Raw genomic sequence first — 19,180 nt, forward strand, 5'->3', positions numbered from 1 at the left:
CGACATGCCGACACCGACATCACGCAACACGCCGATACGGCACCATCATAATAGTTACCGATAACCATACTTACGCGGTATACTGTCCTCCAGAGCATTGACGCCGACCAATCCACCAAGGAGCACACATGACCGACATCACCCCGCAGTCGCCGAAGACCGAGGCGTACCTGTTCGTCCACTTCATCGGCGACGAACGCACGCCGATGGACGAGCAGCTGTACTTCGCCCTGAGCCGCGACGGCGTCCACTGGCACGACCTGCGCCCGGCCGGCAAGCCGGCGCTCGTCTGGACCGGAGGGGAGAAGGGCGTGCGCGACCCGCACATCGAACGCGACCCGCGCGGCGGATTCCACATCGTCGCCACCGACCTGTCCATCCACTACCGCGGCGGATGGGGGCCGAACTGCGGCGCGACCGTGAACGGATCGACCGGGCTCGTCGTCTGGGACTCCCCCGACCTCGTGAACTGGGGCGAGCCGCGTCTGGTCGACGTCGCCTCGAAGATCCCCGGCGCGGGCATGGCCTGGGCGCCGGAAGCCAACTGGGACCCGGACAAGGAACAGTGGATCGTGTTCTGGGCCACGACGACGAACACCGACGAGCCGGGCAACCCGCTGAACAACGAGCTCGGCGACCGCGTCAACATGTACTACGCGACCACCACCGACTTCCGCACGTTCTCCGATCCGGTCAAGTGGATCGACCGGCGCAACGACATCATCGACACGACGATGCTGCGCGACGATGACGGCTGGTGGTACCGCGCATCCAAGGATTCGGAGATCACGATCGAGCGCACGCGCAACCCGTACGCCCAGACGTACGAGGTGCTGCGCACCGACGACCCGCAGGCGTGGTCGTACGTCGGCACGTTGACCGACATCCTCGGCAACGGCCGCTACTCGTGGCGCTACCTCGAAGGCCCGGAGCTGTTCCGCTACAACGACGCCGACGTGAGGACCGTGAACGGCCGTCCGATGCGCTTCGGTCTCATGTGCGACCAGTACGCCGAGGCGAAGGGCTACCTGCCGTTCCGCTCCGCCGACTTGTCGAGCCGCGAGCCGGAGGACTGGGCCGTCGCCGACGACATCGACTTCGGCAAGCTCAAAAAGCGACACGGCGCGATCCTGCCGATCACCGCCGCCGAATACGACGGCATCGAAGCCGCCTTCGCGCTGTGAAACTCCCATGGAGCGGTGAAACTCCCATGGAGCGGTGAGCCGATTTTGCGAATTGGCGGAATTCCGCCATTTTGCGACACCGCTCCATGGGACAAACATCGCGCGATGGTCACTTCACCGCGCGATGGGGATGTAAGCCGCGTAGCGCTGCACGCATCGGCCCCGACCGTGACCGGTCAGAACGCGAGCGAGCGGATGTAGGAGCCGACTTGCGGGCGCACCTGTTCGATCGAGCCGTCCGCCGCGTACGTGAGCGGCGCGAACACGACCTCGCGATGGCATCCGTCGCCGCCGGACCAGCGGCCGGCCGGATTGTAGGCGAAGCGGTGGTAGGCGATGATCCACTCGTCAGTGCCGGGGATGTTCACGATGTTGTGGTGTCCGGTGGCGTACAGGTGGTGCTCCGGATCCTGCTCGAGCAGCGTCCGCGGTTCGCTCCACGGCCCGTGGAGCGAACGGGACGTCGCGTACTTGACGCAGTATTCCGGGTCACGCGCGTCGTTCTCCGACCAGCTCGCGTAGTAGAGGCCGTTGCGCTTGTGGATCCAGATGGCCTCGCGGAAGTCGCCCGGCGTCCAGTGGAACGCCTTCGATTCGTCGAACGACAGGCAGTCGTCGTTCAGCGGCGCGGCCCAGGCCTTGCCGTTGCCCCACAGGAAGTAGCGGGTGCCGTCGTCCTCGACGTAGACGCCGGGGTCGATGGTGTGACAGTCGAAGGTTCCCTTGCGCACGATCGGCTCGGACTCCGGCCTGAACGGCCCGTAGGGGCTGTCACCGACGGCGGCACCGATCGCGGACGCGGCCACGAAGTAGAACACGTACTTGCCGTCCGCGCGGCGCACGATGGTCGGCGCCCACGCGCCGTCGGCGCCGTTCCACCACGGTACGTCGCGCAGGTCGAGCGCGGGGTAGCGCTCCCAGGTGTCGAGGTCGTCGGAGACATACACGCTGAAGCAGGTGGTACCCCAGTCGTCGACGCCGTCGTCGGTGCAGTACAGGAAGTAACGGCCGTCGAAGATCGCGAGGTTCGGGTCGGCGCAGTAGCGATGGAGCGGGTTGGTGGCCAGCGTCGTGTCGTTGACGCGGTGCGGGAGCGCCTCGCGCGCGGCGCGGGAAGCCGTCGCGATCGTCGGTTCAAGAACGGATGTCATGGTAGTACGTCTTTCTCTTCAAAATCCGTCAAAAATCCCCGTGCAAGGCCGCGGGAAGGAGGATTTGCGCTGCCTCGCACGGGGACGAATAGGCCCATCTTGCTGTCTTGGCCGTCTTGCGACGCCCCGTCAGCCCTTGACCGATCCGGCGACAAGGCCGGAGACGATCCACTTCTGGCAGAACACGAAGAAGATGAGCACGGGCAGCAGGGCGAGCACGGTGATGGTCATGAAGCTCGGCCAATCGGTCGAGAACTGGCCCACCGCGTTGTACACCTGCAGCACGATCGTCCTCAGATCCGAGGAGGACAGGAACACGTTCGCGTTCATGAAGTCGTTCCACGTACCCATCGTCTGGAACACGACCACGGTCGTGAGGATCGGGCGGATCAGCGGCATCACGATGTTCCAGAAGATGCGCAGGGGGCCCGCGCCGTCGATGCGCGCCGCCTCGATCAGCTCGAACGGCAGGGAGCGCATGTAGCCCACGGTCAGGAAGTAGCAGAACACGGCGCCGCCGAGGTAGATGATGACCAGACCGGCGAGCGTGTTGACCAGACCGGCCTGCGCCTCCATGCGGTACAGCGGGATCAGAGTGGACTGGGCCGGCACCACGAACGCGACCATCAGGATCGCGCCCACGGCGGCGGTGAACACCGACTTCCTCAGGATCATGCCGTACGCGGCCAGGGCGCCCACGATCACCTGGATCGCGACACCGAAGAACGTGACGATCACGGTGTTGATCAGGGAGCGCACGATCGGGACGGTCTCGAACGCCTTGGCGTAGTTCGCGAACGTCCACTCCTTCGGCAGGCCCAGCGGGTTGGCGGCCATGTCGGGGATCGTCTTGAACGTGTTGATGAAGATGTACCACAGCGGCACCGCGCAGACCAGCGCGATCACGATCATCACCACACTGGTGACGGCGGAGCCGATGCGCTTGCGGGTGGTGAAGTCCATGCCACCCGACTTCTCGGCCCGTTCGATCTTCTCGGACACGGACGCCTCCGGGGTCTCGGTCGTCTTGTCGGTTGCGTTGCTCATCACTGGAACCTCCTCGAGATCAGGTTCGAAATGCCCATCTGCAGGAACACCACCACACCGGTGGCGATGAAGAACAGCACCGCCAGCGCGGATCCGATGCCGTACTGGGACTGTCCGATGCCCTGCTGGATGATCGACTGGGTCACCGTGTACGTCGAGTAGCCGGGGCCGCCCTTGGTCATCGTGAACGGCAGGTCGTACACCTTCAGGCCACCGCTCATGAGCAGGAACGTGGAAGTCACGATGCCGGGCATCAGCTGCGGCAGGGTGATGTGCACGAACTGCTGGAACTTGTTGGCGCCATCCACGGTGGCCTGCTCGTACAGGTCCGCCGGGATCGCCTGCAGGAACGCGAGGTACAGGGTCGCGTGCCAACCGATCTGGGCCCAGATCGCGATGAAGATCACGCAGAACTGGGCGAGTTTCGAGTTGCTCAGCCACGGGATCGGATCCACGCCGAAGATCGACAGGACGGAATTGACCACGCCGGTCTTCATCGGGGAGAAGATGTACTTCCACACCATGCCCATGATCGCCAGCGACGGCACCGAGAAGAAGAAGAACAGCGAGCGCACGAAATTGCGTCCGATGAACTTGCGGTTCAACACCACGGCCAGCGGGATCGCGATCACGGTCACGCCGACCATCACCACGATCGCGTACAGGATCGTGAAGCCGAGGCCCTGCAGGGTCGACGAGTCGGAGAACACCTTCTTGTAGTTGTCCAGACCGACCCAGTTCATATTCATGCTGTAGCCGTTGAAATCGGTGAACGAGAACATCAGCGTCTGCACCAGCGGCACCAGGAACAGCACCACGAACACGGCCAGAATCGGCAGCAGGAACCAGAACGACGTCAGGTCGTCACGCAGGCCCTTCATCCTGCGACGTTTGCGATACGCCTGTTCATCCAGCGGCGGAAGGTTCTTCACCGCCGCGATCGACTCGCTCATGAACATCCTCCTTGTTCATTCGAGATTTGGTTGGGAAAGAGTTGGGAATGACTGGAAATGACTGAAAAATCGTCGGAAAGCATAAGGTTGGCGGGCGGCAGGAGAGTTCCGCCCGCCAAGTGCGGTTATTCGGTTATTCGGTTATTCGATGGCCATGCGGCCATCCGGTTTCGATGCACGGTCCCGCAGGCCCGGCGGGATCAGCGGGACCGGCGGGATCACTGGGCGGAGGCCATCTTCTCGTCGACGTTCTTGGCCCACTGGTCGACCGTGATCTGGCCCTGGACCAGCTGCTGGGTCTCGGCCTGCGTGGCGGTGTTCAGCACGTCGGGGTTCTTGTAGAAGTTGGTCATGAGGAAGTACTTGCCGGTCTGCACGTTCTTCTCGTAGACGTCCTTGAACTGGTCGATGACGGAGGAGTCGTAGCCCTCGACGGTCACGGCGTTGCCGTTCTTGGAGTCCATGTCGAGCGCGGTCTTGCTGGACATGAAGGTCAGGAACTTCTCGGCGGCCTTGAGCTTGTCGCCCTCGAGCTTGGAGTAGATGGCGAGGCCCGGGGACGGGGAGCCCTGCGCGTAGTTCTCGTGGTCCTTGTCGAGGGCCGGCATCTGGGCGTAGCCCCAGTTGAGGCCGGATGCCTCCTGGAAGGTGCCGAAGTCCCACGGGCCGGTGCAGATCATCGCGACCTGGCCGTTGACGAACTGGGTCTTCATGTCGTCGCCGCTGATGCCGACGGTGTCGCGGGTGACGAGATCCTGATCGTACAGCTTCATCCAGGCCTTGACGGCCTCCTTCTCGTTCTCGCCCGGGGTCTGCTTGCTCTCGGTGGCGAGCTTGGTGATGTCGGTGCCCTCCTTGGCGAAGATCGATCCCTGGAACGAATCCGGGATACGGCTCAGGCCATCGGCGACGGTCTCGAGGTACGGGGTGATGCCGGCGTTCTTGAGCTTCTTGCACAGCGCGAGGAACTCGTCCCATGTGCCCGGGACCTCGTCGACGCCGACCTTCTTGAGCAGGTCCTTGTTGTAGACGATGCCGGAGGCCCAGGAGCTGGTGGACATGCCGTAGACCTTGCCGTCACGGGAGACGAAGTCCTTGTTGGCCTGCGAGATGTTCTTCATGAACGGCTCGTCGGTGAGATCCTTGACGTAGCCGTTGTCCATCAGGTCGGTCTTGTTCTCCGAGGTGATGACGAAGACGTCGGGCGCCTGGTTGCCGACCAGTCGGGTCTGCAGGGTCTGGATGTACTCCGGGGTCGGCGGCGAGTAGCTGAAGTCGATCTCGATGTCCGGGTTCTCCTTCTCGAACGCGTCGATGTAGGGCTTGGACATCTGCTCGTTGTTCCAGCTCAGGTAGCTGAGCTTGATCTTGCCGGAATCGGCGCTGCCTCCGCACGCCGCCAGCGGGATCAGCATTGCGCCCGCGGCGATCGCGGCAAGCGCCGTCTTGATCGTCCTGTTGAACTTCATGTCTTCCTCCTTGCCTCCGGGCCGCTGCGCCCGAAGTCGGTTGATGGCAACTTCACCATGTATCTCGTCGTTGAATCGATTATTTGACACGATTCAATTCGGATGATTACGTTATACACCCGGCCGTTGAATCGTGTCAAATCGATGAGGTACGCTGGCTTCGTCCACGGCGGAGACGACGTGGGAGCGATACCATGAAAACGGCTTCACGAAGCCGATTACGACGAATCACACGGGGAGTTTGAGAATGGCAACGATGAGTGATGTCGCGAAGGCCGCCGGCGTGTCGCGGGCAACGGCCTCCTATGCGCTGCGCGGCGACCCACGCATCACCCCCGACACCACCGAGAAGGTGCGCCGGGCCGCCGAGCGGCTCCACTACACCGCCAACCTCTCGGCGCGGTCGCTGCGCTCCGGGCGCTCCGGCGTCATCGGCGTGGCCATCTTCGAGCTCGACAAGCCCTACCCCTCCGAGATGAGCGCAGCCGTGGCGCGCGAGGCCACGAAGTTCGATCTCGAGGCCATCGTGCAACAGACCTCCAACTCGAAGGAGCGCGAGATCTCGATCCTGCGCAAGGTCACCAGCCAGCTGTGCGACGGCACGATCTTCAGCCCCGGCAACATCTCCCCCGAGGAGATCAGCGCCCTGTACGGCGGCAAACCGCTGATCCTGCTCGACGACATCTCCGACGACCCGCTTTTCGACTGCGTCTTCACCCCCTGCGAGGACGGCGCCAAGGCCGCCATCAACCACCTCATCGACATCGGATGCAAGCGCATCGGCGTATTCGGCGTCGACTACAACGCGCTGGTCGACGACCGCCAGTCGACGACCGTATCCGGTCGACGTCTCGCCGGGGCATTGCAGGCGTTCGACGAAGCCGGCATCGACGTGGACGAACACGACTTCGTTCCGGTCGATCACTGGGACACGGAGACCGCGCGGCAGGTCGCGCAAAAGATCGCCGACGAGGGCATGCCGTTCGACGGCATCTTCTGCATGACCGACTCACTGGCGCTCGGTGTGATCCGCGGATTCGCCGACCGGGGCGTGCGTGTGCCCGACGATGTGGCCGTCATCGGCTTCGACGGCATCAACGAGGGCACCTACTCCGTGCCGTCGCTGACCACCATCGCCACCGACATGCCCGATCTGGCGCGCAAGGCCGTCGGACTGCTCCTCGAACGTCTTGACGAGGACGCCTGCAACCTGCCGCGCGATCAACGCGCGCCGGTGCGCCGCCTCACCGCCGGATACCATCTCATCCAGCGCGAGTCCACCCGCCGGTAGCCGTTCCCGACCGGCATCGCGAGCACGAAAAACGTGACGCAAAACGTGACAAACACACGCATAACGCGGATGCCGCGACTCTCCGCGCTTAACGCCGCTCGGCGCTGCCTCGAGGGGTGAGGCGATAGGAGAGGACGCGGGTGCGGGGAGCGGGGATGACGCGAGCGGAGACCCCGGAGCCGTCATGCACGGCCTCGATGCGGTCGATGAGCAGATCGAGGCAGACCGTCGCGATCTCCTTGGTGTCGATGGCCACGCTGGTGAGCCCCGGATTCGTGTACGCACCGTCCGTGACGCCGTCGAAGCCGACGACCATCACGTCCTCGGGCACTCGCACGCCCGCCTCGGTCAGGGCCTTCAGCGCGCCGATCGCGATCGAATCGGTCAGTGCGAAGACGGCGTCGAAATCGCGAGGCGAACGCTCGGACAGGATGCGACCGGCGAGACCGTGGTCGCGGCCGTCGCGCGCGAACACGGGCACCACGTCGAGCGGGGCGTCGACGGTGACGGGCGCGACGAGCAGGTCGGGACCGAACGTGTACTCGTCGGCGATGTCGGCGGCGGCCTCCTCGCCGGGGAACTCGTAGAACAGACCGCGCACGAGCGGCTGGCCGTTCTCGTGGGCCTCGCGGAACAGTTCTCGCGTGTACGGGCGCATGGCCTCGCGCAGGTTGATGTACTTGACGAACGTCTTCTCGACCTCGGGGCCGAAGCTCCACGGCTCGTTGTCGTCGCCGGTGTGCACATGCGTGTACTCGTTGCCGCGACGGTCCTTGATCTGGCGGTTGTTCGGCCCGCGGTCGCCGTGGTTGCGCATGACGGGCAGGAACGTGGAGAACTGGCACCAACGCACGAACAGCTCCTTGAAGTCGTCCGTGGTGATGTCGGAGCCGGCGAAGCCGCCCATGTCGGTGGTGAACCACGGGATGCCGGCCGCGCCCATGTGGATCGCGCAGGTGATCTGCGACTTCAAGTCGTCGAACGTGGAGTGCACGTCGCGCGGCCACCACATGCCCACGTCCTTGCCGGTTCGGGTCTTGGCAAAGAAGTTGCGGCGCTTCATCTCGTCGTAGTTCTCGGATTTGAGGTCGATCTGCGGCCAGACGGACACCATGAGCCTGATGCCCATGCGGTGCAGTTCGTCGGTCATCGCCTTGACGTCCGGCCAGAACTCCTCATCATCGAAACGACGGGCTCCACAGAGACATGCCCACGCCGGCAGAGTTACCGACTCGCTTCTTTGCAGCTTAACGATAACTTTCGCAAATCCTCGCATAATGGCCGCCGAGACGACATCGGCGTATCGCAAGATATCAGAACCCCGCCACACATCCGCAGAACAGGCAAAGCGCCACGCCCACGCCTGCCATATATGCAAACATCTAACTCTCGAATATAATTAACGATAAACAACAGTGAGTGAACGATAACCCGGCGCCGAGTTACCATATAGCTTATAAGGCAGCATCAAAGGAGCCCCATGAAGAAATCAGCCGTAACGCTCAAGGACATCGCCGCATCCGCAGGCGTCTCGGCCATGACCGTGTCGAAGGCGATGCGCAACGCCCCCGGCGTCAGCGAGACCACACGCGAGCGCGTGGTCGCCATCGCCAAGGAGATGGGCTACACCGCCAACGCGTCGGCCAGCATGCTCAAGTCGGGCCGCAGCGGGATCATCCAGATCATCGTCAACGAATACGACGTCCCGTTCTACTCGAAGCTCATCGACGCGCTGTCCAACGCGGTCGTCTCGCACGGCATGGTGCCGTTCCTCCAGCAGACCAAGTACCTGCCGGAAAGCGCGGCCACAGCCCTGTCGGACTCGCTGTTCTCCGGCACGCTGGCCGACGGCGTCATCATCCACGCCTCCGGCCTGACCGGCGAGCTCGTCGACTCGATCAAGCACGGGCGGCCGGCGCTGTTCATCGACACCGTCGAAAGGAAGATGCTGGTCTCCAGCGTCATGTTCCCCAACGAGTCCGGCGCGCGGGCGGCGATCCAGCACCTCGCGTCGCGCGGCTGCACGCGCATCGGCATCGTCGGCCCGCCGTTCATGGACAACGACGACCTGCTCACCACGCTCACCCCGCGCAAGCTGCGCCTGCTCGGCGCGAAGTCGGCGCTGATCAACCTGGGCCTGTCATACGACGAGTCGATCGTCATCCCGCTCGAGGGCATGAACGAGGAGTACGCCCGCGAGACCATCAGCTCGCGCGGCCGCGACGGGCTACCGTTCGACGGCCTGTTCTGCCTCAACGACTCGACGGCCATCGGCACCATCCGCGGACTCGCCGACGTGGGCCTGCGCGTGCCGGAGGACGTCAAGGTCATCGGCTTCGACGGCGTGGGCGTCGGCGCGTTCACCGTGCCATCGGTCTCCACGATCAGCGTGGACATGGACCAGCTCGCCGCGCTCGCCGTGATGAACCTGCGCCAGCAGATCGACGCGGACGACGACGATCGCCCCACGCCCACCACCACGACCGTCGGATTCACCCTCCTCGAGCGCGAATCCACCGCAGTGCGGTGAGCGAGGCACCGTCACGGTCATTGCGAGAATAGAAGTACAGGGCATGTCCACTGGAATGAAGGAGCTGCGCCACGACGTTCTCGGTCAGCATTCCCTCGTTGATGGAGATTTTCCCCAACAGGACATCCCGATAGATGTCATCCTCGGTGACGTTCGAATCGGCGAGCGCCTGAGTGACCAGCAGCCCGGTATCCGCCATGTAGCATTTGATCGTAGCCCGATCCGCATAGGCGCTCAAGCCTACAGTCGGATCAGTCGAGTTGACGCAATCATTGACGACACACGGTATCTCTTCTCATGTTGCGACAGGGCTCCTATCGTCAAAACAACGGTATTCACAAAATCAACGGTTATAAACAGCTCCATACTCACAAAATCAACAGTTAACGCAGAAATCAATGAGGTCAACGCCCTAGGACATTCCTGAATCTCATCGAGCAGGACCAACGATTCCCAGCCAGGTATCGCGATCGCGCACGAGCCACCGATGTCGGTCAGTCGTGCAGGAAGACGGTCATCTCGTTCTCTCCGCGGTTGGCCCATGCGAAGTACGGGATGAGGGTCGCGGTGACCGGCTCGCGCTCGGCCGGCGCGTAGTCCGCGTACAGCGGGGAGAACGCGGGCGCGTCCGCGGAATCGCCCGCCGGAGCGTCGGCGACGGACACGGGCACGGACTCGCGCCACGCGGGCACTTCGAGCCTGACCATGCGACGGATCACCTGATCGACCTCGCCCTGGCCCTGATCGTCGATGCCCTTGGCGCCGGCACGGAAATCGAAGTCCTCGACCTTGATGGAGCCCGGATCGGCGAGGATCCTGTCCACGTCGGCGTGCAGCAGGTGCAGGTTCGCGCCGTTGTCGCGCTCCTCGGCGCAGAACGTGATCGGGCCGCGCGTGAACGCGACCTTGCCCACGTCCTCGCGCACGAGCGGGTTCGCCTTGAGCATGCGCACCGGCATCGGGAAGTCGAAGGAGACGATGTCGCCGTCGCGCCATTCGCCGGTGAAGTACAGGTAGCCGTCGCGCATGTCGCGCGTGATGCGGGGCGATCCGTCGGCTTCGGGCGATTCGCCTGTCGTCGAGATCGCGGCGGCCGCCGCCTCCTGCGCGCCGGCCCAGCCGGGCAGGCGGAAGACGAGCGTGAATCGGCCGGAGAGCGAATCGGCGTCGGGCACCCCATCGCCCACATGCACGACCACCGAGCCGTCGCCGTGCCACGGCAGGTCGGCGTCGACGTTCAGACGCACCGGCACTCCACCGAGCGTGGCCTTCGCCTCACCGCCCATGTACAGGTGCGTGTACAGCGTGGACGCGTCGTCGGAGACCGCGTACGCATACTCCTGCACCGATTCGACGATGCGGGCGATGTTCGGCGGGCAGCAGGCGCAGCCGAACCACTTCTGGCGCACCGGCTTGACATGGTCGAGCCTGCGGTCCTTGTGGCAGGCGTACGGGTTGACCTCCAGCGGGTTCACGTAGAAGAAGCTCTTGCCGTCGAGGGCCATGCCCGCGAGCGTGGTGTTGTACAGGGCGAGTTCCATCACGTCCGCGTACTCGGCCTTCGGGTCGAGTTCGAGCATGCGGCGGGCGAAGAACGCGAGCGAGATCGCCGCGCAGGATTCGGAGTATGCGGAGTCGTTCGGCAGGTCGTAGTTGTAGGAGAACGCCTCGCCCTCGCGCGTGCCACCGATGCCGCCGGTCACGTACAGCTTCTTGTCGACGATGTTGCGCCACAGGGTCTCGCACGCCTTGGCGAGCGTCGGGTCGTCGGTCATGCGCGCGACGGCCGCCATGCCGGAGTACAGGTATCCGGCGCGTACGGCGTGGCCGACCGCCTCGGTCTGCTCACGCACCGACTTGTGGGCCTGCGCGTACGGGTAATCGAACCGCCAACCGGTATCCGTGGTGCCGTCCCTCTGATCGCGCTCACCCTCGTAGCGGAAGTAGTTGGGCTCGGTGCCGCGCTCGTCGATGAAGAACTTCGCGAGGTCCAAGTACTTGCGATTCCCGGTGACGCCGGCGAGGCGGGCGAGCGCCATCTCGGCGATCTCGTGGCCCGGGTAGCCCTTGCACTGCCCCTCGTTCGGGCCGAAGTAGTCGGCGGTGTAGTCGGCGAAGCGCTCGGCGGCCTTGAGCAGCTTGTCCTTGCCGGTGCCCTCGTAGTAGGCGATCGCGCCTTCGATGAGGTGGCCGAGGCAGTACAGCTCGTGGTGCCAGCGCAGGTTGTGGAACGCGCGGTCCATGCCGTTGAGGATGTAGTAGGTGTCGAGGTAGCCGTTGTCGAGCTGGGCGGCGCACACGATGTCGATCGCCTTGTCGGCGGTGGCCTCGAGTTCGGCGTCCGGGTGATGCGCGAGGCTGTAGCCGACCGCCTCCACCCACTTGGAGAAGTCGGTGTCCTGGAACACGAATCCGTAGAACTTGTCCGGATCGGGGTGGGTCGGGTCCTCCGGCTTGGACTCGAAGCCCCGGTAGGAGTAGGCCGGCGGCACGAACCGCTTGCCTTCCGTGTCCTTGCGTGCGTTCTGCGCGGCCGCGGCCTTGAAGTTGTGCATGCAGTAGCTGGGGGCCGCGCCCGGCACGTTGTCGTTCAGGGCGTTCCATTGGAACGGCAGCACGGCCGTGCGCACAAGCTCCTGTTCGGTGTGCCAGAACGCGTCGGTGACGGTCACATCCCTGAGTTTGAGCGGCGTGCTGTGGCGCGCGGCTTCGGGCGTGGGCGCCTTGCCCGGCGTCGTCGCGGAATCGGTCATGTTCGTATGCTCCTTTGACATCCGTAAGATCACATGCGAGCGGTCCTCAGCGGACGGATGTGGTTGTTACCGCTCACATCATCAATGTTTAACGTTAACCTAACGTTATCCACGACACGCGGATCATGAACAACGACGCAGGCCACGGGACTCAGCGGGGGAATCGCGCTGAGTCCCCCGGATCCCGCGCCCTTACGCGCGGATCGCCGCGTACTGCGACTCGTAGAGGCGCCAGTACGCGCCGCGCGCGGCCAGCAGCTCGGCGTGCGAACCGTGTTCGACGATCCGGCCGTGATCGATGTAGAGGATCTCGTCCGCGTTCTCGATCGTCGACAGACGGTGGGCGATGATGAACGACGTGCGCCCCTTGAGCAGGTGCCGCAGGCCCGCCTGCAGCGCCTCCTCGGTACGCGTGTCGATATTCGAGGTCGCCTCGTCCAGGATCAGGATGCGCGGATCGGCGAGCAGCACGCGCGCGAACGCGATGAGCTGCCTCTGGCCGGCGGACAGCGTCGAGCCGCGCTCCTCGACCACCGTGTCGTAGCCGTCGGGCAGGTCCATGATGAACTCGTGCGCGTGCACCGCCTTCGCCGCCGCCTCGATCTGTTCGTCCGTCGCGTCGAGCCTGCCGTAGCGGATGTTCTCGCGCACGTTGCCGGAGAAGATGAACGTGTCCTGCAGCATCACGCCCATCTGCCGGCGCAGCGAGGAGAGCGTCACGTCGCGCACGTCATGACCATCGACCCGGACCGCACCCTCGGTCACGTCGTAGAAGCGCGACAGCAGGCTCACGATCGTGGTCTTGCCGGCGCCGGTCGGGCCGACGAGCGCGATCGTGCGGCCTGGCTCGACATGGAAGTCGACCAGATTGAGGATGTTGCGCCCGCCGGCCTCGTAGCGGAAGACGACGTCGTCGAAATCGACGCGCCCGCGGATCTGCGGCAGATCGCGCGCGCCCGGCCTGTCCTCGATCTCGGGGACCACATCGAGCGTCTCGAAGATGCGCTCCAGATAGGCCGAGCAGGTGACCAGCTGGTTGTAGAAGTTGCCGATGTTGATGACCGGGTTCCAGAAGTTGTTCGCGTACCCGACGAACGCGATCAGCATGCCGGTGGTCACGTCCACGCCGCCAAAGCCCGTGATGCCGACGAAGTAGATGAACGCGATCGTCATCACGGAGATCGTCTGCACGCCCGGCCACATGAGGAACTCGATGTGCTTGGCCGCCATCCACGCGGTGCGCACGTCGTCCTGCTACTGCTGGAACGTCATGAACTGGGTCCGCTCGCGCGCGAACGTCTGCGTGGTCTTGACACCGGCGATCGACTCGTGGATGAACGCGTTCAGATTGCTCTGCTTGTTCGACAGCTTCTGGAACGCCTTGCGCTGGAAATGCTGCAGCACGCGCACCCACAGGATCAGCACCGGGAACAGCACGAGGCTCCACAGCGCGAGCCTCCAGTCGATCGCGAACATCACGACCAGCGTGACGAAGAACGTGAACACGTCGGCGAACACGCTGATCAGACCGGACGAGAGCGTGTCCGACAGGGTGTTCACGTAGTTGACCACACGGATCAGGATCTTGCCGTGCGGGCGCGAGTCGAAGTAGCTGAACGGCAGCGTCTGGATGTGCGTGAACAGGTCGCGGCGCATGTCCTTCAACATCATCTGGCCGACCCGTGTGATCGCGACCGTGCGATACCGCAGCGCCAGCTCGTACACGACGATCAGGCACGCGAGAGCGCCGGCCAGCAGCCCCAGCTTGGTCAGATCCTTGTTCGGGATCGCCTCGTCGATCATGATCTTCGTCAGATACGGCACGCTCACGACGATGCAGCTCATCGAGATGACGACCGCCAGAATGCGCGCGACTCGCGGCAGATACGGTTTGAGATACTTGCCCACGCGCGCGATGTCGCGCAGGTTGATGGTTTCCTCGAGTTCCTCATCCTCGCGGAACGTATTGCGTTGTGCCATGGTACGTGTCCTTTGTGATTGCATACGCACTGTCTCTCCCCCAGTCAGCTTCGCTGACAGCCCCCTCGTCAGAGGGGGCCGGGTATGGACAGGCCCTTCAGAACCCCTGCGCGGCGCCGGACTGGGCGCCGAGCTGCTTCGAATAGATGCTCCAGTAACGCCCGTGCGCGGCCACGAGCTCGGCGTGCGTGCCGCGCTCGACGATCCGCCCGCGCTCGAGCACGAGGATCAGGTCGGAGTCCTTCACCGACGAGATGCGGTGCGCGATGGTGACGATCGTCTTGTCGCCGTCCATCTCGCGCAGATGACGCTGGATCTCGGCCTCGGTCTCCATGTCGACCGCCGAGGTCGTATCGTCCATGATGAGGATCGACGGGTCGTCGGCCAGTGCGCGCGCGAGGCTCAAACGCTGCTTCTGCCCGCCGGACAGGCCGACGCCGCGCTCGCCGACGATCGTGCCGTAGCCGTCGGGCAGCGCGCGGATGAAGCCGTCGGCGCCGGCGATCTGCGCCATGCGGCGGATGAACTCGTCGTCCGGTCCGTCGCCGGAGCCGGTGCGCGGGCGCCCGTCGCCGTCGTTCTCAAGGCGATTGGCGCCGAAGCCGATGTTGCCCTTGATCGTGTCGGAGAACAGGAACGTGTCCTGCGCGACGATGCACACCTGCGAGCGCAGCGTGGCCAGCGGCCAGTCGCGCGCATCGACGCCGTCGATGAGCACGCGGCCGGCGGTCGGATCGTAGAAGCGGGAGATGAGGCTGACGAGCGTCGACTTGCCGGCGCCGGTCTCGCCGAGGATGCCGAGTTTCGTGCCGGCGGGTACGTGGAAGTCGAGGTCCTCGAGGATCGGCGTGTCCGGGTCGTCGGGGAAGGAGAAGGAGACGTGGTCGAAGCGGATGTCGCCCTTGACGCGCGATGCGGGCGATGCGGCGGTCGCGTTCGACGCGGTCGCGGACGCGGACGCGGACGCGGACGTCGCAGCCGAGGTGGCCGTCCTGTCGGCGACCGCCTGTCCGGCGTCGGCCTTCTCGACGATGCGCGACTGCTCGGTCAGCAGCTTCCTGATCTTGATGCAGCTGGCGTTGAACCGCTGCCAGTCGTTGATGAGCCATCCGGAGGCGCGCACGGGCCCGTCGATCATCCACAGGAACGAGTTGAAGCTCACGAGGTTGCCGAGCGTCATGTACCCCTTGATGACGAGGAAACCGCCGAATCCGAGTGTGATGAGCTGCAGCGAGAATCCGAGCCCGTCGAGCCAGGGCATGTACCTGCGCGAGTTGTAGGCGAGCGCCAGGTTGCGACGCATGTAGTCGTCGTTGTGCTCGTCGAACCGCTTGGTCTCGTAGGGTTCGCGCACGAACGCCTTGACCACGCGGTTGCCTTCGATGTTCTCCTCGACCATCGAGTTCAGCGCGGCGAGCGAGTTGCGGATCGCGAAGAACAGCGGGTGCGCGTGCGTCGACAGGCCGCGCGTGAGGATGAAGATGAACGGGGTGACGCAGGCGAGCGCGAGCGCGAGCCGCCAGTCGATCGCGAACATCACGCACAGGGCGCCGATGAACATGACCACGCAGTCGGCGATCTGGTAGCTCACCCAGCTCAGGAAGTGGCGGATCGCGTCGGTGTCGGAGGTCAGGCGGCTCATGATGTCGCCGGTGCGCGTGTGGTTGAAGTAGGTGAAGTCGAGCTCGTGCAACTTCTCGTACTCGTCGGAGACGAGGCGGTACACGGAGTTCTGGCCGAACCGTTCCATCCACAGCTGGTAGCCGTAGCGCGCGCCGACGCGCACGACGGTCATCGCGATCATCAGCCCGCAGAACTTGAGCAGCTCGTCGGTGTGTCCGCCGACGATGACGCGGTCGACGATCAGACCGGAGATGATGGGGATGGTCAGGGCCATCGCGTTGTTCGCGACGAACAGGATCAGCGCGCCGATGACGCGCGGGAGATCGGGTTTGCAGTAGGGCAGGATCCAGCGTATGTTGCCGGCGTGTTGGTTGATTCCCGGATTGACGTACATGTTGGGGAGGTCACCGTTTCTTCGGATTGTTTGCCTGTGGTTGGCGCGGCGCTCTCCTTCACCGCGCGCGGCATCCGTCGCCGCCACGATTCACGACCACCTGCGTCCGGCCTCGCCGACGGATTGACCTTCCGACCGCCGGCGCCCGACCGGCGCTCTCCTTCACCGGCTGGACGTACGGGATTACATCGCCCCCGCACGCCCAAACGCATCGCGTTTCGCAAACGCATACCAGTCTAGACGGCCCGCATGCGTTCGCAATCCGCGAACCCTCGCGTGTCTCGCTAACGAAGGACGCCACAACCGCAACTGGGATGCACCCCGAGGCCCCGAGGCCCCTCCATCGCGCGGACTGCGTACACATGGCGCGGTGACTTTCCCATGACGCGGTGAGCCGTTTTCCATAAACCGCATGATTCCGCCGTTTTGTGTCACCGCGTCATGGGGATTTCACTGCTTCATGGGAAAGTCACCGCGCGATGGCACCGGCAACTGCGCCATGGGACACCACATCGGGGCGCACGCGCAACATTCGGCCTCCGAGGCCGCATATACGGCCGCATATACGGACGTAAAGGCAAAAAGAAACCCGGCGGTGAGAAGCCGCCGGGTGAGAGAGAAGAGAGAAGAAGGGTTCAGTTATGGGGTTCGGAAGAACCTCGCCCGCGGGTCATTCCATCCGCCGACAGTTAACAGTAAACCGCCGGTTTCTTGGAGGAACGATGCGCGTTCCTGAGAAAACTCTCAACGCTATGTGACGGGTTTGTAACCGTTCACGCCGCCTTGTCGGAGTTGCTCTCGGAGCCACCCTCGGAACCGCCCTCGGAATCGCCCTCCGAGAGCTTCGCCTTGGCGGCCGCGAGACGCTCCGCCTCGGCGGCACGACGGGCGGCGAGCGCCTCGTCGAAGCGCGCGAGCTCCTCCTCGACGGCCTCCTTCGGGATCTTCGCGAAGATCGGCGACGGCTTGGCGACGGGCGCGCCGACCTCGATCGGCTCGCTCTCCCACGGGTGGACGGTCTCACCCATCACGTAGTCGCCGGTGATGATCGGGTAACGGAAGCCCGGCTTGTCGAGATCCTCGACCTCCTCGAGACGCGGCAGCGGCGAGAACGTGCCGGTGCCGCCCAGCGCCTCCCACACCTTCTGCGCGGAGTGGGGCAGGAACGGTGCGAGCAGGTGGTTCGCGTCGGAGACGGCCTGCGCGGCCACGTGCAGCACGGTGGCGAGACGCTTGTCGTCGTCCTTGATCTTCCACGGCTCCTCGGCGGAGATGTACTTGTTGATGTCACCGACGACGCGCATCGCCTCGATGAGCGCGCCCTTCTGGTGGTGGTTCTCGATGAAGCCGCCGACCGAGTCGAACGCGCCGCGGGTCTCCGTCAGGAGCGCGCGGTCCTCGTCGGTCATCGAATCCTCGTCGAGCGCCGGGATCTCGCCGAAGTTCTTGGCGATGAGGTTGGCGACGCGGTTGACCAGGTTGCCCCAGGAGGAGGCGAGCTCCTCGTTGTTGTGGCGCACGAACTCAGCCCAGGTGAAGTCGGAGTCGGAGCTCTCCGGGCCGGCGATCGAGATGTAGTAGCGCACCGCGTCCACCGGGTAGCGCGAGAGGATGTCCTTGACGTAGATGACGATGCCGCGCGACGAGGAGAACTTCTTGCCCTCCATCGTCATGAACTCGGAGGCGACGACCTGCTCGGGCAGGTTCAGCGGGCCGAGCTCGCCGGTCTCGCCGCCTTTGGAGCCCTGACCGTTGTAGGCCAGCATCTCGGAGGGCCAGATCTGGGAGTGGAACGTGATGTTGTCCTTGCCCATGAAGTAGTAGCCCGGGGTCTTCGGGTCGTTCCACCATGCGCGCCACGCCTCCGGCTCGCCCTTGCGGCGGGCCCATTCGATCGAGGCGGACAGGTAGCCGATCACGGCGTCGAACCACACGTACAGCTTCTTGTTCGGGTTGTCGATCCAGCCGGCCACCGGCACCGGGATGCCCCAGTCGATGTCGCGCGTGATCGCGCGCGGCTTGACCTCCTTGAACAGGCCCTTGGAGAAGTTGATGACGTTGGTGCGCCAGCCTTCGCGGGTGTTGAGCCACGCGAGGTTCGCCTCGGCGAGCGCCGGCAGGTCGAGGAAGAAGTGCTCGGTCTCCTCGAAGCGCGGGGTCTCGCCGTTGATCTTGGAGACGGGGTTGATCAGCTCGTCCGGGTCGAGCTCGTTGCCGCAGGCGTCGCACTGGTCGCCGCGCGCGCCCTCGGTGTGGCAGATCGGGCATTCGCCCTCGATGTAGCGGTCGGGCAGAGTGCGGCCGGTCGACGGGGAGATCGCGACCTTCTGCGTGCCCTTGTAGATGTAGCCGTTCTTCAGGCACTGCTTGAACAGCTCCTGGACGACGTGCTCGTGGTTGCCCGTGGTGGTACGGGTGAACAGGTCGTAGCTCAGACCGAGATCGCACAGATCCTTGGCGATGACGCGGTTGTAGCGGTTCGCCAGCTCCTGCGCGGTGACGCCCTCCTTCTCCGCCTCGACGAGGATCGGGGTGCCGTGCTCGTCCGTGCCGGAGACCATCAGCACGTCGTTGCCCTTCATGCGCTCGTAGCGCGCGTACACGTCAGACGGGACGCCGAAACCGGCCACGTGACCGATATGGCGGGGGCCGTTCGCGTACGGCCATGCGACATTGACCAAAATATGACTCATAAAGCCGATAGTAACCACGGCTGTGGAAGTATCCGGCTCATCCACCGCTGTATCCACCGGCGGCCGCGGGAGCCGCCCGGTCGCGGCGCGGCGGCCGGCCGACCGGTATCGT

At 64.4% G+C, this 19,180-nt stretch carries 12 protein-coding genes and 1 pseudogene; 3 read left to right on the forward strand and 10 right to left on the reverse strand.

Features of this window, described 5'->3' with window-relative positions; all coding sequences use genetic code 11:
- The first annotated feature begins 128 nt into the window (after window positions 1–128).
- Window positions 129–1,184 carry a glycoside hydrolase family 43 protein gene (locus CSQ85_RS07455; protein ID WP_150383538.1) on the forward strand — a complete coding sequence of 352 codons (1,056 nt, stop codon included), beginning with the start codon at window positions 129–131 and terminating at the stop codon, window positions 1,182–1,184.
- A 176-nt stretch (window positions 1,185–1,360) separates the two neighbouring features.
- Here CSQ85_RS07455 and CSQ85_RS07460 read toward each other — a convergent pair whose 3' ends face one another.
- The 4 genes from CSQ85_RS07460 to CSQ85_RS07475 form a co-directional block, all read right to left on the reverse strand.
- Window positions 1,361–2,335: a family 43 glycosylhydrolase gene (locus tag CSQ85_RS07460; protein ID WP_150383539.1), complete on the reverse strand. Its 975-nt coding sequence runs from the start codon at window positions 2,333–2,335 to the stop codon at window positions 1,361–1,363.
- A 129-nt stretch (window positions 2,336–2,464) separates the two neighbouring features.
- Complete coding sequence (locus CSQ85_RS07465; protein ID WP_150383617.1) at window positions 2,465–3,298, reverse strand: carbohydrate ABC transporter permease; 834 nt, start codon at window positions 3,296–3,298, stop codon at window positions 2,465–2,467.
- 83 nt (window positions 3,299–3,381) lie between these two features.
- Window positions 3,382–4,335 (reverse strand): carbohydrate ABC transporter permease, encoded by a 954-nt coding sequence (locus CSQ85_RS07470; protein WP_150383540.1) that lies wholly within the window; start codon window positions 4,333–4,335, stop codon window positions 3,382–3,384.
- Between the two features lie 218 nt (window positions 4,336–4,553).
- Window positions 4,554–5,804, reverse strand: coding sequence for an ABC transporter substrate-binding protein (locus CSQ85_RS07475; protein ID WP_150383541.1), 1,251 nt, complete (start codon window positions 5,802–5,804; stop codon window positions 4,554–4,556).
- 256 nt (window positions 5,805–6,060) lie between these two features.
- Between CSQ85_RS07475 and CSQ85_RS07480 the strand changes: the two genes are divergently transcribed.
- Window positions 6,061–7,095 carry a LacI family DNA-binding transcriptional regulator gene (locus CSQ85_RS07480; protein WP_190972951.1) on the forward strand — a complete coding sequence of 345 codons (1,035 nt, stop codon included), beginning with the start codon at window positions 6,061–6,063 and terminating at the stop codon, window positions 7,093–7,095.
- Between the two features lie 88 nt (window positions 7,096–7,183).
- On the opposite strand, the gene CSQ85_RS07485 is transcribed toward CSQ85_RS07480, so the two are convergent.
- The gene (locus CSQ85_RS07485) at window positions 7,184–8,371 is read right to left on the reverse strand and encodes a TIM-barrel domain-containing protein (protein ID WP_150383543.1); all 1,188 of its coding nucleotides are present in this window, start codon (window positions 8,369–8,371) and stop codon (window positions 7,184–7,186) included.
- A gap of 204 nt (window positions 8,372–8,575) precedes the next feature.
- On the opposite strand from CSQ85_RS07485, the gene CSQ85_RS07490 reads away from it, so the two are divergent.
- Window positions 8,576–9,625, forward strand: coding sequence for a LacI family DNA-binding transcriptional regulator (locus tag CSQ85_RS07490; protein ID WP_150383544.1), 1,050 nt, complete (start codon window positions 8,576–8,578; stop codon window positions 9,623–9,625).
- On the opposite strand, the gene CSQ85_RS07495 is transcribed toward CSQ85_RS07490, so the two are convergent.
- The 5 genes and pseudogenes from CSQ85_RS07495 to metG form a co-directional block, all read right to left on the reverse strand.
- Entirely contained in the window at window positions 9,588–9,914 is a 327-nt protein-coding gene (locus CSQ85_RS07495) for a DUF4143 domain-containing protein (RefSeq protein WP_150383545.1), read from the reverse strand. The two genes, CSQ85_RS07490 and CSQ85_RS07495, sit on opposite strands and share 38 nt — an antisense overlap.
- Before the next feature lie 205 nt (window positions 9,915–10,119).
- Entirely contained in the window at window positions 10,120–12,378 is a 2,259-nt protein-coding gene (locus CSQ85_RS07500; protein WP_150383546.1) for a glycoside hydrolase family 127 protein, read from the reverse strand.
- A 192-nt stretch (window positions 12,379–12,570) separates the two neighbouring features.
- Window positions 12,571–14,358, reverse strand: a pseudogene (locus tag CSQ85_RS07505) (ABC transporter ATP-binding protein).
- Between the two features lie 97 nt (window positions 14,359–14,455).
- Window positions 14,456–16,375: an ABC transporter ATP-binding protein gene (locus tag CSQ85_RS07510; RefSeq protein ID WP_190972952.1), complete on the reverse strand. Its 1,920-nt coding sequence runs from the start codon at window positions 16,373–16,375 to the stop codon at window positions 14,456–14,458.
- A 773-nt stretch (window positions 16,376–17,148) separates the two neighbouring features.
- Window positions 17,149–19,068 carry a methionine--tRNA ligase gene (gene metG / locus CSQ85_RS07515; protein WP_150383547.1) on the reverse strand — a complete coding sequence of 640 codons (1,920 nt, stop codon included), beginning with the start codon at window positions 19,066–19,068 and terminating at the stop codon, window positions 17,149–17,151.
- Between the last annotated feature and the right edge of the window lie 112 nt (window positions 19,069–19,180).

The organism is Bifidobacterium rousetti (assembly GCF_008698235.1).
Taxonomy (GTDB): Bacteria; Actinomycetota; Actinomycetes; order Actinomycetales; family Bifidobacteriaceae; genus Bifidobacterium; species Bifidobacterium rousetti.